Source organism: Klebsiella pneumoniae (assembly GCF_000742135.1).
Taxonomy (GTDB): domain Bacteria; phylum Pseudomonadota; class Gammaproteobacteria; order Enterobacterales; family Enterobacteriaceae; genus Klebsiella; species Klebsiella pneumoniae.
The window spans coordinates 3570591-3586916 of the sequence record NZ_KN046818.1 but is presented as its reverse complement, the minus strand read 5'-3'; the positions used below and the strand labels follow the sequence as shown (position 1 = coordinate 3586916).

Below are 16326 nucleotides of genomic sequence, written 5' to 3'. Positions count from 1 at the left end.
AGCATAAAAAAGGGGCTGACAGCCCTTACCTGCTAGACCAGTTAAAGAATAACACGTTAATTAACAAGGACATGTTAAGCAGAGGAAGCGTTCAGACATTTTTGCGTTGTCAGGCGTAAAAGGCCGACAGCGCGGCGTCACCGGATCCGTATTACAACTCGTAAGCCAGGTAGGTATGTATGAATGAAAACAAGCTGCTGGGATTGGCATGGATATCGCCCTATATCATCGGGCTGATCGTCTTTACCGCTTTTCCCTTTGTTTCATCTTTCTTTCTCAGTTTTACCGAGTACGACTTGATGAGCCCGCCGGTATTTAACGGCATCGAAAACTATCGCTATATGTTGACCGAGGATAGCCTGTTCTGGAAATCGATGGGGGTGACCTTTGCCTACGTCTTTTTAACCATCCCCTTAAAACTGGCTTTCGCCCTCGGCATTGCTTTTGTGCTCAATTTCAAACTGCGCGGCATCGGCTTTTTCCGCACCGCCTATTACATCCCGTCGATCCTTGGCAGCTCGGTGGCGATTGCCGTGCTGTGGCGCGCCCTGTTCGCCATTGACGGCCTGCTGAACAGTTTTCTCGCCGTCTTTGGCATCGATGCCATCAACTGGCTGGGGGAACCCTCCCTGGCGCTGATGTCGGTCACCCTGCTGCGCGTCTGGCAGTTTGGCTCCGCGATGGTCATCTTCCTCGCCGCGCTGCAGAACGTTCCGCAGTCGCAGTATGAGGCGGCAATGATTGACGGCGCCTCAAAGTGGCAGATGTTCATGAAGGTCACCGTGCCGCTGATCACCCCGGTGATTTTCTTCAACTTTATTATGCAGACCACCCAGGCGTTCCAGGAGTTTACCGGCCCGTACGTGATAACCGGCGGCGGTCCGACCTATTACACCTACCTCTTCTCACTCTATATCTACGATACCGCCTTTAAGTACTTCGACATGGGCTATGGCGCCGCGCTGGCGTGGGTGCTGTTCCTCGTCGTGGCGGTCTTTGCGTCGATCGCCTTTAAGTCATCGAAATACTGGGTCTTCTACTCCGCCGATAAGGGAGGCAAAAATGGCTGATATTCAACAGATGGCGCCGGTGATGAGCGACGCCGATCGTGAGGTCGCCCGTACGCTGCGCCGGGAAAAGGTGAGCCGGGTGGTGCGCTACGTCGTGCTGATATTCGTCGGCCTGCTGATGCTCTACCCGCTGGCGTGGATGTTCTCCGCCTCGTTCAAGCCGAACCATGAGATCTTCACCACCCTCGGGCTGTGGCCTGCCCACGCCACCTGGGACGGGTTTATCAACGGCTGGAAGACCGGCACCGAATACCATTTCGGCCACTATATGCTGAACACCTTTAAGTATGTGATCCCGAAAGTGGTGTTAACGATCATTTCCTCCACCATCGTGGCGTACGGCTTCGCACGCTTTGAGATCCCGTGGAAGAAGTTCTGGTTCGCAACGCTTATCACCACCATGTTGCTGCCGAGCACCGTCCTGCTGATCCCGCAGTACCTGATGTTCCGCGAAATGGGGATGCTGAACAGCTATCTGCCGCTGTACCTGCCGCTGGCCTTCGCCACCCAGGGATTCTTCGTCTTCATGCTGATCCAGTTTCTGCGCGGCGTGCCGCGCGATATGGAAGAGGCGGCGCAGATCGACGGCTGCAACTCCATCCAGGTGCTGTGGTATGTGGTGGTGCCGATCCTCAAGCCGGCCATTATCTCGGTGGCGCTGTTCCAGTTTATGTGGTCGATGAACGACTTTATCGGTCCGCTGATCTACGTCTACAGCGTCGATAAGTATCCCATCGCGCTGGCGCTAAAAATGTCTATCGACGTCACGGAAGGCGCGCCGTGGAACGAAATTCTGGCAATGGCGAGCATCTCCATTCTGCCGTCCATCATTGTCTTCTTCCTGGCTCAACGCTACTTCGTGCAGGGCGTGACCAGCAGCGGAATCAAAGGTTAAGAGGGAAATATCATGGCTGAAGTGATTTTCAACAAACTGGAAAAAGTCTACTCCAACGGGTTTAAAGCGGTGCATGGTATCGACCTGAAGATTGCCGATGGCGAATTTATGGTGATCGTCGGCCCCTCCGGCTGCGCCAAATCGACCACCCTGCGCATGCTGGCGGGCCTGGAGACCATCAGCGGCGGCGAGGTGCGGATTGGGGACAAAATCGTCAACAACCTGGCGCCTAAATCCCGTGGCATCGCGATGGTGTTCCAGAACTACGCCCTCTATCCGCATATGACGGTGCGCGAAAACCTCGCCTTCGGCCTGAAGCTGAGCAAGCTGCCGAAGGCGCAAATCGACAGACAGGTGGAAGAAGCGGCGAAAATTCTCGAACTGGAAGAACTGCTCGATCGCCTGCCGCGCCAGCTCTCCGGTGGCCAGGCGCAGCGCGTGGCGGTGGGCCGGGCGATCGTCAAAAAACCGGACGTCTTCCTGTTCGACGAACCGCTCTCCAACCTTGACGCCAAGTTGCGCGCCTCGATGCGGATCCGCATTTCCGATCTGCATAAGCAGTTGAAAAAATCTGGCAAACCGGCGACCACCGTCTACGTCACCCACGATCAGACGGAAGCGATGACCATGGGCGACCGCATCTGCGTGATGAAGCTAGGCCACATTATGCAGGTTGATACCCCGGACAATCTCTACCACCAGCCGAAAAATATGTTTGTCGCCGGGTTTATCGGCGCGCCGGAGATGAATATTCGTCCCAGCCAGTTGGTTGAGCACGGTGGTCGCCTGCATTTGACGCTGGGCGATCAGCGGCTGCCGCTCAACGATCGGCTGCAAAGCAAAGTTGAAACCCATAAGAATCAGCAGGTGTTCTTTGGCGTGCGCCCGGAGTTTGTCTCTCTCTCCGATGAACCGTTTGCCGAAGGTTCCTGCGCGGGTGAAATGGTACGCGTAGAAAACATGGGACATGAATTCTTTGTTTATCTCAGGGTTGCTGATTATGAGCTGACCGCCCGCGTGCCGTCGGACGATGCGAAGCCGATGATTGCCAAGGGACTGAATCGCAAAGTCTATTTCACCTTTGATCTCAACAAGTGTCACATCTTTGACGCCAAAACCGAACAGAACCTCTCTCTGTGAACCCTGGAGCATAACAATGAAAAACGTGCTGATAAGCGCCACCCTCTCCGCCACCCTGGGCCTTAGCGCCTTCTCTTCGCTAGCGCAGGATGTCGACCTGCGTATGTCCTGGTGGGGGGGCAACGGCCGCCATCAGGTCACCCTCAAGGCGCTGGAGGAATTCCACAAACAAAACCCAGACATCAACGTCAAAGCAGAATACACCGGCTGGGACGGCCATCTTTCACGCCTGACCACCCAGATTGCCGGCGGTACCGAGCCTGACGTGATGCAGACCAACTGGAACTGGCTGCCGATCTTTTCGAAAAATGGCGATGGCTTTTACGATCTGAATACCCTGAAAGACGAGATCGACCTCAGCCAGTTCGACGCCAAAGAACTGCAGTCCACCACGGTCAACGGCAAGCTTAACGGTATTCCAATTTCCGTCACCGCCCGCGTCTTCTACTTTAACGACGAAGCATGGAAAAAGGCGGGCATCCCCTTCCCGAAAACCTGGGATGAACTCATGGCGGCGGGAAAAACTTTCGAAAGCAAGCTCGGGAAACAGTACTACCCGGTGGTGCTCGAACACCAGGACGTGCTGGCCCTGCTCAACTCTTATATGGTGCAAAAATACAATCAGCCGGCCATCGATGAGAAAGGGCGAAAATTCTCCTACAGCAAAGCGCAGTGGGCGGATTTCTTCGGTATGTATAAGAAGCTTATCGACAGCCATGTGATGCCGGACACCCGCTACTATGCCTCCTTCGGCAAGAGCAACATGTACGAAATGAAGCCGTGGATCCAGGGCGAATGGGGCGGGACCTACATGTGGAACTCCACCATCAACAAATATTCCGATAACCTGAAGCCGCCGGCGAAGCTGGTGCTGGGGGAATACCCGATGCTGCCGGGCGCCACCGATGCCGGACTGTTCTTCAAGCCCGCGCAAATGTTGTCGATTGGCAAATCGACGAAAAACCCGCAGGCGGCGGCGAAAGTGATTAACTTCCTGCTGAACAGCAAAGAAGGGGTGGATATTCTTGGACTGGAGCGCGGCGTGCCGCTGAGTAAAGCGGCGGTCACCTACCTGACCGAGGATGGGGTAATCAAAGCCGACGATCCGGCGGTGTCCGGCCTGAAGCTGGCGCAATCCCTGCCCACCGCTCTGCCGGTCTCCCCGTACTTCGACGATCCGCAGATCGTCGCCCAGTTCGGCACCACCCTGCAGTACATCGACTACGGTAAAAAGTCGGTGGAAGAAGCGGCCGAGGACTTCCAGCGCCAGACCGACCGCATTCTGCGCCGCGCGATGCGCTAACCTGCCCGTCGGAAACCTCCCGCGGCGCAAGCCGCGGGAGGGTCTGCCAGACGGCCCTGTCAGAAGAAATATTTAAAGCGCACCCGGGCGCCGTAGCGTTCATCGGGATTCCCGCTCTTCGCTGCCGTGGAATCGAGCCACGAGGCATAGGCGCCAAGGTAAATATTGAAGTTCGGCATCGCCATGATATTCGGCAACTGCCAGGAGGTGTGCAGGGTATGGATGTCATAGCGCCCCGGCGCCAGGATAGCGCAATCGCCATCGCATTCGCTGGTCACCCCGGCCATATTGAACTGGTCGATTTTATTGTGCGCATAGATATAGCCCAGCTCCACGCGATGCCAAAGGGCGTTGATCCCGGCGCTGAAGTCGGTTTCGTCCGCCGCGTCCAGCAGGGCGGTACTCAGATTGACCACCGCCCCATCCTGCGGATCGCTTTTCAGGGTGTTCCAGCTCATGGTCAGCCCGTAGCCGGTGCGGTTTGACTGGTCGACCCAGCGTCCGCTCTGGCTCTGATAGCCGTAAGCATTGTTGACGAGATTGCTCTCTATCGCCGCGGCCGCCGACCAGGCGCCGGACTGCCATGCCGCCACCGGCCGCACGTACACCACATTTTTGCGGTTTTCCAGCGCGTTACCATGATAGTTCTGATCGACAAACAGCGAACTGCCGTCCTCCACCAGGGTGTTAACTTCGAAATACCAGTTATCCACCGTTTTGCTAAACAGAAGGTTACCGCCGCTGCTGCTGCGCCCGCGCCCCTCTTTCATCATGTAAATATAGCCATAGCCATCGGAATAGAGATCGTTGGCGGTATTACCTGAATATTCAATAAAAGTATCCTGATTCAGCGGGAACATATCCCATGCTTCAAAGCGGCCTATTTTTATTTTCCAGTCATCCTGCTGGCCGAAGAAAAATACCGCATCATCAAGATTCATTTTGCCATCCATATCCGCCAGAGGCTGCACGCTGAATCCGGCATATTGCCCGTCGGCGCCATTCCGTCTGCCATCGAAACCCAGCAGAATACGACCGTTAATATCCCAGCGCTCTTTATCGCCGGGCGCCCAGCTTTTATTCGCGCTGGTTTTGACCGACGTCAGGCTGCCGGTGCGACTGGCGCCATCGAGGTTAAATTCGACGTCGCCATAAAATTTTAATTCGCCATTGTCATTTAGCTGCAAACGCGGCGAAGCAGGCGCCGCGCGGGCGACCGTCGCGGCCTGCTGCTGGCCTTTCAGCGTCTTAATTTCCGCCTCTGCGCTGGCGGCGCGCGCCTCCGTCGCCTTTAGCCGCTGCTCCATTTGCGCCAGTCGCTCCTCCAGCGATAACGGCGCCTGCGCCATAACGGATGGCAGATACAGAGACGTCAGAAAACACCCGACCCAGATTTTATTCATCGGTAAACCCTTTTATTATGGAATGAACTGAATTTTTTATTAATGGGTAACGCACGACGATGCAGGCAATAATAACCCGCCCATCGTCAAAGACGGGTTATTAACGACAACAGCCTTATTATTATTCGAGCTGCCAGGCGCCGGCTTCGGTTAATGCCGCCGAGCCGCTCCAGGCAAATAACGCTAATTCACGGTGGGGAGCCTGCGGATAGATACGGCTGCTCAGGCAGGCTTCGCCGTCATTGACAAAAACCTCCACCGAAGAGCTATCGAAAAATATTCGCAGGTTGAGATCCGCCCCGGCGGTCAACGGCACGCTGCGCGTCCCGCACAGGCCATACTGCGGATAATGCCGCTCCAGCACCAGACGCTGCAGTTGGGCATCCACGTAGATGCGCAGGCCATCGCCAAAGCGCAGACCATACTGCTCGGCGCTGCTGCGGGCGCAGTCCCAGCGCAGATTCACCTCCATCGCCTCGCAGTTGTCGACCATCGTCGTCTGCTGGTTGTTCAGGGTGCTGACCGGCCACGGGAACCAGGCGCCGCGCAGGCTCTCCACTTCTTTCGCCGGGCGCATCTGCAGGCGGTCATCCGCGCTCAGGCTCAGCTCGCGCGGCAGGGAGAGCATGCCCGCCCAGCCGTCCTGCTGCTCCGGCAGCGGCGATTCCCACATATCCAGCCAGCCAATCACGATCCGCCGGCCATCGGGGGTGGAGAAGCTTTGCGGGGCATAGAAATCGTGGCCGTTATCCATCTCCCGGAATTCGCCATGGCGAATAAAATGCTGGCCTGGCTGCCACTCGCCGATCAGATAGCCGCTCTGGAACAGATTGCGGTTGCTGAACCCCGCGGCCTGCATCCCCTGTGGGGAAAACATCAGAACGCGTTTGCCGTTGAGGGTGAAGAAGTCCGGGCACTCCCACATATAGCCCATGGTGCTTTCCGCTTCATCCAGCACCCCCGCGTCCTGCCACTGGCGCAGATCGGCTGAACGGTACAGCCGCACCTGGCCGGTATCGCCTTCGCGCGCGCCGACGATCATGTACCAGCTATCTCCCTCACGCCAGACCTTCGGGTCACGGAAGTGGTGCATACCCGGCGGGGTGTCGACCACCATCCCCTGGCGCTCAAAGTGGATCCCGTCGCGGCTGGTGGCCAGACACTGCACCTGATACAGATTGGCTTCGTCGCCAGGATCGCCGTGGAACTTATGCCCGGTGTAAATCAGCGCCAGGGTATCGCCATCGACCACCGCCGAGCCGGAAAAGCAGCCGTCTTTATCCTCCGGGCCCTCCGGCGCCAGGGCTACCGGCAAATGCTCCCAGTGCACCAGATCCTTACTGCGCGCGTGCCCCCAGTGCATCGGTCCCCACTGGGTGGAGTACGGGTGATGTTGATAAAAGGCATGGTACCAGCCGTCAAACCACACCAGACCGTTTGGGTCGTTGATCCACCCGGCGCGGGCCGCCAGGTGATAGTGCGGATACCAGCGCAGATTCAGCGCCTGGCGTTGTGTCTGGAGTACCTGTTCAGCCCGGGAGATTGTGTAAGTCATCATTTTCACTCTTTTTGATTCAGATAGCGGTAGGTTGCGACACCAGCGGATCGGCGGAGGATTTGCCGGAGCGCAACAAGAAGATGGAAATAAAGGTGGTGCAGAACACCAGCAGGCCCATGATCAGGTAGGACTGGGCGAAGCCATATTTTTCATAGCTGTAGCCCGCCAGCGGCGACAATACGCTGGCGATAATCGAGCTGGTGCAGGCGAAGCCCACCAGATAGAGGGTGGAGGAGAGACGTTTATCGAAGTTGAGGCTGTTGTACTTAAAGATAGCCACCAGCAGTATCGGCAACTCCACCGCGTGCAGCAGTTTGGTGATGGAGATCAGCAGCGGCCCCTCCACCAGACCGGAGGCCACCATGCGCATCGCCATCACCATGCCGGCGAAAATCAGACCGTTCTTGGCGCCGATACGGTTCACCAGCCACGGCGCGCAGAACATGCCGGCCGCCTCGAGGAACACCTGGAAGGAGTTGAGGTAGCCATACATCTCATTGCCTTCCTGCAGGGTCGCGAACTGCGATGAGAAATAGACCGGGAACTGCTGGTCATAGACGCCGTAAATGCAGGTGCCGATGACGAAGAAGACCAGCGCCCAAAAGCGCGGCAGCGTCAGCAGGCGCAGCGCATCTTCGAGGGTCACCTTACCGCCCGATACCGCCTCCTGCATCGCATGCGGCGCCGAGGAGACCCGCAGCCGCGCCAACAGGATAAAGAACACCAGCCCGGAACAGCTGGCGACGAGGAAGTTTAGCTGCGGATTGATGTTAAACAGCAGGCCGGCGAAGAAGGTGGCCACCGCCCAGCCCAGCGAGCCCCACATCCGCGCCCTGCCGAATTCAAACTGGCTCTGACGCGCCACCCTCTCGGTGTAAGATTCCAGCACGCCGATGCCGCCGTTAAAGGTCAAACCGATATAGATCCCGCCAAAGATGCTGCCCAACAGGACGTTGATTTTCAGCAGGTGGCCGAACAGCAGATACGCCGGACCAGAGAGGATCAGCAGCGCGGTGATATACCAGAGCAGATGTTTGCGCAGCCCCAGCTTGTCCTGGATAAATCCATAGCAAACTTGCGCAAACAGCGCGGAAACCGACAGTACGGCATAGATAATACCGGTATCGCCTGCCTTCAGCCCAACCTCCTGGTGAAGCCAGATAGAGAGCAAGGAGCCGGATGACGACCAGGTCACGAAAAAGAAAAACAGTAAGGCACTGAGCAACGGGTAGCTGTGTGAGTGAGGCGCTTTCATCATGACATTCTCGTGTTAGAGGAATGCAATTATGGTAACGTTAACAAAAAACAAAGCGCAGGTGGATTCGCTGCGATATATGATGTTAATCACAAAAGTTAACGTTAACATAATGAAGATGCGATCGCGATCAAAAATCAACCGCAACATAGCTCACGACGGCGATAGCAGAAAATCGTTTCACTCTTTTACATCAGCGACTTAGTTGTATAGCCTGTACTCTGCGGCAACGGCGGAGGAAAAAATGGCGTCCCTGAAAGATGTAGCAAAACTGGCGAATGTATCTCTGATGACCGTCTCACGGGCGCTGAACACCCCGGAGCGGCTGAAGCCTGAGACGCTGGCCCGCGTGCAGGCCGCCATCGCCGAGACCAACTACGTCCCCGACCTGTCGGCGAAGAAGATCCGCGGGGCGCGCGCCACCCCCAGCACCATCGGCGTGCTGGCGCTGGATACCGTCACCACGCCCTTTTCGGTGGAAATCACCTTATCGATCGAAGAGACGGCCCGCGCCCACGGCTGGAACAGCTTTGTGGTCAATATGTTTTCTGACGATCGTCCGGAAGCGGTGGTCGACCTGCTCCTCTCCCATCGTCCGGACGGCATTATCTTTACCACCATGGGCCTGCGCCAGGTACCACTGCCGGAAAAACTGCTGACTCTGCCCTGCGTGCTGGCCAACTGCGAAAGCCTCAGCCAGCCGGTGGCCAGCTATATCCCGGACGATGAACAGGGGCAGTACGACGCGGTGAAAGCCCTGCTTGCCGCTGGCTATCGTCGTCCGCTGTGCCTGCACTTACCCGCCAGCCAGCCGGCGACGATCCGCCGCCGCCGGGGGCTGGAGCGCGCCTGCCGGGAGGCCGGTATCGAACCGGACCATCTGAGCCATTCGTATATGGGCCAGGGCGATGAGCATTACCACGATATCCCGGCGGTGGTGCTGGCGCATATCCGCGAGGGTAAACCTGGCTTTGACTCAGTGATCTGCGGCAACGATCGCATCGCGTTTATGGTCTATCAGACGCTGCTGGGCCAGGGGTTACGCATTCCACAGGACGTGGCGGTAGTGGGATACGACAACATGGTGGGCATTGGCGATCTGTTTCTACCGCCGCTCTCCACAGTGCAACTGCCGCATTATGACATCGGGCGCCTGAGCGCCCTGCATATCATTCACGGCGACAACCATCGGGAGACGCGCAAAGTCGCCAGCCCGTGGTTGCCGCGCGCCTCACATTAACGATTACCGATGTTACGCAGCTTCTCGCCCGCCATCAGGTTGCGCTCAATGTGCTCGAGGGTGACATTCTTGGTTTCCGGGATCAGCCAGAAGGTGATGCCGATAAAGGCCACGTTGAGCGCCGTGTAGAGCCAGAAGGTGCCGGCGGCGCCAATCGCGTCAAGCAGCGTCAGGAAAGTGGCGCCGATGATCATGTTCGACACCCAGTTGGTGGTGGTCGAGCAGGTGATACCGAAGTCGCGGCATTTTAGCGGCTGGATCTCGGAGCAGAGGATCCACACCACCGGCGCCGCGCTCATCGCATACCCGGCAATACACATCATGGTCATGCCGACGGAGAGCCAGGAGAGGCCGCTGGATGCGGTGCCATTGTCGAACTGCATCAGGCAGTAGCCCAGCACCAGAGTGCCCAGCGCCATCACGCTAAAGCCGATTTTCAGCGCTGGCTTGCGGCCCGCTTTATCCACTGTGAACACCGCAATAAAGGTGGCAAACATAAAGGTCAGGCCCACCACCAGGGTGGCGATCATCTGCTGTTCAGTAGTGGTAAAGCCCGCCATTTTAAAGATACGCGGCGCATAGTACATGATGATGTTCATGCCGGTGAATTGCTGCATCGCCTGCAGCAGCATGCCCAGGAACACCGCCCGGCGCACGTTACGATTGATCTTAAACAACGCCCAACCGCCCTGCTTCAGCTTGAGGCTCTCACGGATCTCGTTAAGCTCGTCGCGCGCCTTTTCCGAGGTATCGCGCAGCATCCGCAGCACTTCTTCCGCTTCGATATGGCGTCCCTTCTCCGCCAGCCAGCGCGGGCTGTTCGGCAAAAAGACGACCAGAATGATCAGGATCACCGCCGGCAGCGCCAGCACGCCCAGCATGGCGCGCCAGTTACCGCTGTAGCTAAAGGCGGTATCGGAAAGAAACGCCAGCACAATGCCAAGGGTGACCATCAGCTGATACATACTGATCATTTTCCCGCGCACGTTCTCGCTGGCCATCTCGGAGAGGTACAGCGGCGCGGTATAAGAGGCAATCCCGACTGCCACGCCCAGCACCACGCGGGCCACCAGCAGCACCTCCACGCTGGCGGCAAAAGCGGATCCGATAGAGCCGGCCACAAAGAGTACGGCCCCCGCCATCAGGCTGTATTTACGGCCAAGGCGGAAAGACAGCCAGCCGTTAAACAGCGCGCCTATCGCCGCCCCCAACATCATGCTGCTAACCACCCACTCCTGAAGCTGGCTGGATAAGGTGAAATGGTCGGTTATAAAGGGCAACGCTCCGGATATCACGCCGATATCCAGGCCAAAGAGCAAGCCAGCCACCGCCGCGGCGATGGAAACAAACCAGTTCATCCGCCGGGTATCACGTTGCGTCCGCGGCGATAATGTAGAGTCGTTACTGATTGAAGTCATTTTTTTCCTGCCACACAGAGTAAGACATAAGACGAAAGTACGTGACTGGTGGATGAATGGGTCAGGCAGGATAAGCCAAAGATATGGACTATATTGCTGGCAGGATGGGTTTTGTGATGGACATTAAACTTTCAAAGTAACAAAAAATGCGTTTCCAATAGTTAATAACCCTGTTTATACAGAGCGGTAACATTATACCCGTGTTCCGGAGTATGGACGATCCGCACTTTTGCGTATGGACAATAATTGCTCAGATGGCCGGAGCGATACGACAGACCCCGGCCATCGCGGACGGTTAGCGCGCCAGCCAGCCGCCGTCCACCGCCACCGTGTAGCCATTGATGTAATCGGAGGCTGAGGAGGCAAGGAACACGACTGGCCCCATCAGATCGGCCGGTAGCCCCCAGCGCCCGGCGGGAATGCGATCGAGGATTTCGCTGCTACGCTGCTCGTCGGCGCGCAGCTGCTGGGTGTTGTTGGTCGCCATATACCCCGGGGCGATGGCGTTGACGTTGATGTTGTGTTTGGCCCACTCGTTGGCCAGCAGGCGGGTGACGCCCATCACCGCGCTTTTGGATGCGGTATACGACGGCACGCGGATCCCCCCCTGGAACGACAGCATGGAGGCGATGTTAATGATCTTCCCGCCGCTGCCCTGGGCGATAAAGTGTTTCGCCGCCGCCTGGGACATAAAAAATACGCTCTTGATGTTGAGGTTCATCACGTCGTCCCAGTCTTTTTCGCTGAACGCCAGCGCGTCCTCGCGGCGAATCAGGCCGGCATTGTTGACCAGAATATCAATATGGCCGAACTCCGCCACCGCCCGCTCCAGAAGCTGAGGAATACCGTCGATCTGGCGCAGGTCGGCGGTCAGGCTGAGAAAACGGCGTCCCAGCGCGGTTACCCGCTCGATAGTCTCCACCGGTTCGACGATATTGATACCGACAATATCGCAGCCCGCTTCCGCCAGCCCGAGGGCCATCCCCTGACCTAAACCGGTATCGCATCCGCTCACGACGGCCACTTTTCCCTGCAGGGAGAATGCATCAAGAATCATATTATGTTCCTTAGTCGTTCAGAGCCTGCTGTTTGCAGGCAAGGTTCTCTCGGCCCGGTCCGCGCCGGCGGCTCGACTGAGCGTGGGGCGAACTCTCGGGCATAGCCCACCATAATGAAAATAAAACAGAGTTCCGTTTTGCTGATGGGTGCCATCTTAGCCCCGCCCCCAGCCATTTTCAATATTATTTAAAACGATGTTTCATTTTTTATGATGACGATTACAAAAAAAGAAAAAGCGAAGGAGCCTCCCGGCACGCGCCAGGCCGGAAAAGGTTTTGAAAAGATGAAGATTCTACCGATTGTCCGCAGAGGTGCCGAAGCGAAGCCAGCAGCCCGCTGAAAACGCGGGAATTACGCTGAACTGCGTGAGCCATCACAAATAATGAAACAATGTTTTGATAAATTAACACCTGTCTTTTAAAACATATCACTCAGCGACACGCCTCTGGTCCAGCGGCATCGCAGGAAAGAAAGGAGCACTACATGGCTAAAGGCATGCGGGTCAAACTGAATTATCACGTCAGCCACGATCCGGATACCGGGGCGGAAGTCACCCGCTTAACCCCCCCGGAGGTCACCTGTCATCGCAACTACTTCTATCAGAAGTGCTTTTTTAACGATGGCAGCCATTTACTGTTCGCCGGCGAGTTTGACGGCCACTGGAACTACTATCTGCTGAATATCGCCAGCGCCGAGGCCGTCCAGCTAACCGAAGGCGCCGGGGATAACACCTTCGGCGGCTTCCTCTCCCCGGACGATAAGTCGCTTTATTACGTGAAAAATGACCGTATCCTGCTGGAAGTCAACCTGACCACCCTCGCCGAGCGCGAAGTTTATCGCGTTAGCGATGACTGGGTAGGGTATGGCACCTGGGTGGCAAACAGCGATTGCAGCAAACTGGTGGGCATTGAGATTGCCAAAAGCGACTGGACGCCACTCAACGACTGGCAGATTTTCCATGATTTCTTCCATAAAGGACCGCACTGCCGCCTGCTGCGCGTCGACCTGCGCAGCGGTGAGAGCCAGGTGATCCATGAGGAAAAAATCTGGCTGGGACACCCGATCTATCGTCCCTTCGACGACCATACCGTCGCCTTCTGCCATGAAGGGCCGCACGATCTGGTGGACGCCCGCATGTGGCTGGTCAACGAGGATGGCAGCCATGTTCGCAAAGTCAAAGCGCATGCTCCAGGCGAAAGCTGTACTCATGAATTTTGGGTGCCGGACGGTTCGGCGCTGATCTACGTCTCCTATCTGAAAGGCCAGCAGGGGCGGACGATCTATCGCTTTGATCCCGAAAGCGGCGTCAACGAGGCCCTGATGACGATGCCGGCCTGCTCGCATCTGATGAGCAATTTCGATGGCACGCTGCTGGTAGGCGATGGCTCAGGTACACCGGTGGATGTCAAGGATACCGGCGGCTACTCCATTGATAACGATCCCTGGCTGTATGTCTTTAACGTGGCGGAAAAGCGCTACTTCCGCGTCGCGCGCCATGATACCTCGTGGGCGACGGTGGCCAACAGCCGCCAGGTAACGCACCCGCACCCCTCATTTACCCCGGACGATAGCGCCATTCTGTTCAGCTCCGATAAAGACGGTAAACCGGCCATCTATATCGCGAAATTACCCGCGCACCCGTCAATGCTGAGCGCCTGATCCACGCCACACTTTTTTCTGTAACTGGCCTTGCCCTCCTTCATGGAGGGCTTTTTTTGTCCCTTCTCTTTCCCCCATAAAAAAACCCCGGCTGACGGCGCCGGGGAAAACAAACGATGAGGGATGAATGGTCGGTCAGAACGAGTAGGCCACCCCAACGCGGAAGCGGGTCTGGCGATCGCTGCGGTCATTGACCCCGACGTTGCCAATTTCGCCATACGGCGACCAGTTATTATCCAGCTTATAGGCCACCTTCACGTTATATTCCTGCGAGTAGGGTTTATTGTCGTTGCGGCTGACCCCTTCCGAGCTGCGGGCATAGACATAGTTCAGCTCTGTACGCCAGTCGCCGAGGACAAATCCGGCCCACGCGTCGCCGCGGTTAACTTTGTCATCATCTTTGCCGGCGTTGTTCGGATAGCGGGTGTATTCATAGCGATAGCGAGCAGCGACATAGAAGCCGTTGTCGAAACTGTACTGCGCGTGCAGGTGCGGCTTGTAGATGGAGCGGCTGTCGTTGCTCTCAATGGTAAACCCGGGGGTGAGGAACAAGTTCGACGTCGCTTTCCAGCGCCAGCTGATGGTGTCTTCATGACCATTGCCCACCACGTCCGAATAGGGTTGCGAACCGTTGTCGCCGCCTGAGCGCCATTTGGCCTCGACGGTAAAGCCTAAGCCGTTGGCAAAGCGGTGAGAAACGGAGACGCGGTCAGCATTACTTTTATCACTCTTTCCGCCATCAATAAATTCATGACGTAAATCTATCGTTACCGCGGTTGCTGCAAAAGACATACCGCAGAGGGCGGCGAGAACCAGAGAGCGTTTTAACATAGGGTACCCTTACAATAAATAAAATGACATTTCGTTTTTATGAAACATCATTTTATTTTTTAGGCACCATAGTTTTAGTGACCAGGATCGTAGTTATTTGTTTCAAAAAAGGTGGCACAACAAGACGTGACGAAGCTCAATAATTTCGCCGGGGAGAGTGAAAGAGGGAGGGAAAAATAAGGGTTCGGCAAAGCACGGCGCATAAAAAAGGCCTCCCGCAGGAGGCCATGGAAATCGAGGTATAGCGCTATGCGCGTTCTACCGCCAGCGCCACGCCCTGACCGCCGCCAATGCACAGCGTCGCCAGACCTTTGCGGGCATCGCGCTTGATCATTTCATGCACCAGCGACACCAGAATCCGGCAGCCGGAGGCGCCGATGGGGTGGCCGAGGGCGATCGCGCCGCCGTTGACGTTGACCCGGCGCTCATCCCACTCCAGTACCCGGCCAACCGAGATCGCCTGAGCGGCAAAGGCCTCATTGGCTTCGATCAGATCGACGTCGTCCAGCCGCCAGCCGGCCCGCTCCAGACAGCGACGGGTGGCATGCACCGGGGCAATGCCCATCAGCGCCGGATCGACGCCGACGCTGGCGAAGGCGCGGATCCGCGCAAGGATCGGCAGCCCCAGCTCCAGCGCTTTAGCCTCGCTCATCATCATTACCGCCGCCGCGCCGTCATTGATGCTTGAGGCGTTGCCGGCGGTTACCGATCCAAGGCGATCGAAGGTGGGCTGCAGGCTGGCCAGCCCTTCCGCGCTGGCATCCACCCGCGGTTGTTCATCGGTATCCACGGTGCGCGCCGCGCCGTTATGCTCGGTGACAACCGGGACGATCTCATCGCGAAAGCGACCGGAATCAATCGCCTTGCGCGCCTTATGCTGTGAGCTGAGCGCCCAGGCGTCCTGCAGCTCGCGACTGATGCCAAATTCCCGGGCCAGGTTTTCCGCCGTGACGCCCATATGATAATCGTTGAAAGCATCCCACAGCCCATCATGCACCAGACTGTCAATCAGCTGGCTGTTGCCCAGCTGGGCGCCGGTGCGGCTGTCGGTAAGCACATGCGGAGCGCGGCTCATATTCTCCTGGCCGCCAGCGATCACCACGTCCGCTTCCCCGCACTGGATCGCCTGGGTAGCGAGGTGCAGAGCCTTCAGGCCGGAACCGCAGACATCGTTAATGGTGATAGCCGATACGGTGTTAGGCAGCCCACCGCGAATAGCGGACTGACGCGCCGGATTTTGTCCGGTCCCCGCGGTCAGCACCTGGCCGAGGATCACCTCATCCACGCTGTGCGGATCGATTCCCGTTTTCTCCACCAGCGCCTTCACCACCACGCTCCCCAGCTCGACGGCTGAATGGCGCGATAATGCGCCCTGAAAGCAGCCAATCGGCGTTCGCAGCGCGCCGACGATCACGACATCCTTCATCCTCTACCCCTGCCCATGCATTTGCGCAAAGAAACAGCGATATACTAGATAATTGTTATCAAAAAACTT

At 57.1% G+C, this 16326-nt stretch carries 15 protein-coding genes; 7 read left to right on the top strand and 8 right to left on the bottom strand.

Annotated elements, in window-relative coordinates; all coding sequences use genetic code 11:
- The first annotated feature begins 179 nt into the window (after positions 1–179).
- The 4 genes from DR88_RS08695 to DR88_RS08710 are packed head-to-tail and all read left to right on the top strand — an operon-like array spanning position 180 to position 4408.
- Complete coding sequence (locus DR88_RS08695) at positions 180–1070, top strand: carbohydrate ABC transporter permease (RefSeq protein WP_002915995.1); 891 nt, start codon at positions 180–182, stop codon at positions 1068–1070.
- Entirely contained in the window at positions 1063–1965 is a 903-nt protein-coding gene (locus DR88_RS08700; RefSeq protein ID WP_002915996.1) for a carbohydrate ABC transporter permease, read from the top strand. The genes DR88_RS08695 and DR88_RS08700 overlap by 8 nt, the downstream gene beginning before the upstream one ends.
- Positions 1966–1977: 12 nt before the next feature.
- Positions 1978–3105 carry an ABC transporter ATP-binding protein gene (locus tag DR88_RS08705; protein WP_004149643.1) on the top strand — a complete coding sequence of 376 codons (1128 nt, stop codon included), beginning with the start codon at positions 1978–1980 and terminating at the stop codon, positions 3103–3105.
- Positions 3106–3121: 16 nt separating this feature from the next.
- Positions 3122–4408, top strand: coding sequence for an ABC transporter substrate-binding protein (locus DR88_RS08710; RefSeq protein WP_002915998.1), 1287 nt, complete (start codon positions 3122–3124; stop codon positions 4406–4408).
- A 59-nt stretch (positions 4409–4467) separates the two neighbouring features.
- Here DR88_RS08710 and DR88_RS08715 read toward each other — a convergent pair whose 3' ends face one another.
- The 4 genes from DR88_RS08715 to DR88_RS30970 all read right to left on the bottom strand — a co-directional run bounded on the left by DR88_RS08715 (position 4468) and on the right by DR88_RS30970 (position 8774).
- Positions 4468–5811, bottom strand: a complete 1344-nt coding sequence (locus tag DR88_RS08715; RefSeq protein WP_004149644.1) for a carbohydrate porin — start codon at positions 5809–5811, stop codon at positions 4468–4470.
- Positions 5812–5932: 121 nt separating this feature from the next.
- A complete protein-coding gene (locus DR88_RS08720; RefSeq protein ID WP_032423845.1) occupies positions 5933–7366 on the bottom strand; it encodes a glycoside hydrolase family 32 protein in 1434 nt (477 codons plus the stop codon).
- 19 nt (positions 7367–7385) lie between these two features.
- On the bottom strand, positions 7386–8627 hold the full coding sequence (locus tag DR88_RS08725; protein WP_002916000.1) for an MFS transporter: 1242 nt from the start codon (positions 8625–8627) through the stop codon (positions 7386–7388).
- Positions 8628–8639: 12 nt separating this feature from the next.
- On the bottom strand, positions 8640–8774 hold the full coding sequence (locus DR88_RS30970) for a hypothetical protein (RefSeq protein ID WP_032443955.1): 135 nt from the start codon (positions 8772–8774) through the stop codon (positions 8640–8642).
- Between the two features lie 94 nt (positions 8775–8868).
- Here DR88_RS30970 and DR88_RS08730 point away from each other — a divergent pair, with 94 nt between their 5' ends.
- A complete protein-coding gene (locus tag DR88_RS08730; RefSeq protein WP_004149647.1) occupies positions 8869–9864 on the top strand; it encodes a LacI family DNA-binding transcriptional regulator in 996 nt (331 codons plus the stop codon).
- Here DR88_RS08730 and araE read toward each other — a convergent pair.
- Both araE and kduD read right to left on the bottom strand, forming a co-directional pair.
- The gene (gene araE, locus DR88_RS08735; RefSeq protein WP_004149648.1) at positions 9861–11282 is read right to left on the bottom strand and encodes an arabinose-proton symporter AraE; all 1422 of its coding nucleotides are present in this window, start codon (positions 11280–11282) and stop codon (positions 9861–9863) included. The two genes, DR88_RS08730 and araE, sit on opposite strands and share 4 nt — an antisense overlap.
- Positions 11283–11577: 295 nt before the next feature.
- A complete protein-coding gene (gene kduD, locus DR88_RS08740; protein ID WP_002916003.1) occupies positions 11578–12339 on the bottom strand; it encodes a 2-dehydro-3-deoxy-D-gluconate 5-dehydrogenase KduD in 762 nt (253 codons plus the stop codon).
- 210 nt (positions 12340–12549) lie between these two features.
- Here kduD and DR88_RS31640 point away from each other — a divergent pair, with 210 nt between their 5' ends.
- The gene (locus tag DR88_RS31640; protein WP_004149649.1) at positions 12550–12681 is read left to right on the top strand and encodes a hypothetical protein; all 132 of its coding nucleotides are present in this window, start codon (positions 12550–12552) and stop codon (positions 12679–12681) included.
- Between the two features lie 143 nt (positions 12682–12824).
- Positions 12825–14000, top strand: coding sequence for an oligogalacturonate lyase family protein (locus tag DR88_RS08745; protein ID WP_002916048.1), 1176 nt, complete (start codon positions 12825–12827; stop codon positions 13998–14000).
- A 135-nt stretch (positions 14001–14135) separates the two neighbouring features.
- Here DR88_RS08745 and ompK26 read toward each other — a convergent pair whose 3' ends face one another.
- Together ompK26 and DR88_RS08755 are read right to left on the bottom strand one after the other, a co-directional pair.
- Positions 14136–14831 carry a KdgM family porin OmpK26 gene (ompK26, locus tag DR88_RS08750; RefSeq protein ID WP_004143995.1) on the bottom strand — a complete coding sequence of 232 codons (696 nt, stop codon included), beginning with the start codon at positions 14829–14831 and terminating at the stop codon, positions 14136–14138.
- 247 nt (positions 14832–15078) lie between these two features.
- Entirely contained in the window at positions 15079–16257 is a 1179-nt protein-coding gene (locus tag DR88_RS08755) for an acetyl-CoA C-acetyltransferase (RefSeq protein ID WP_002916052.1), read from the bottom strand.
- Positions 16258–16326 lie beyond the last annotated feature (69 nt).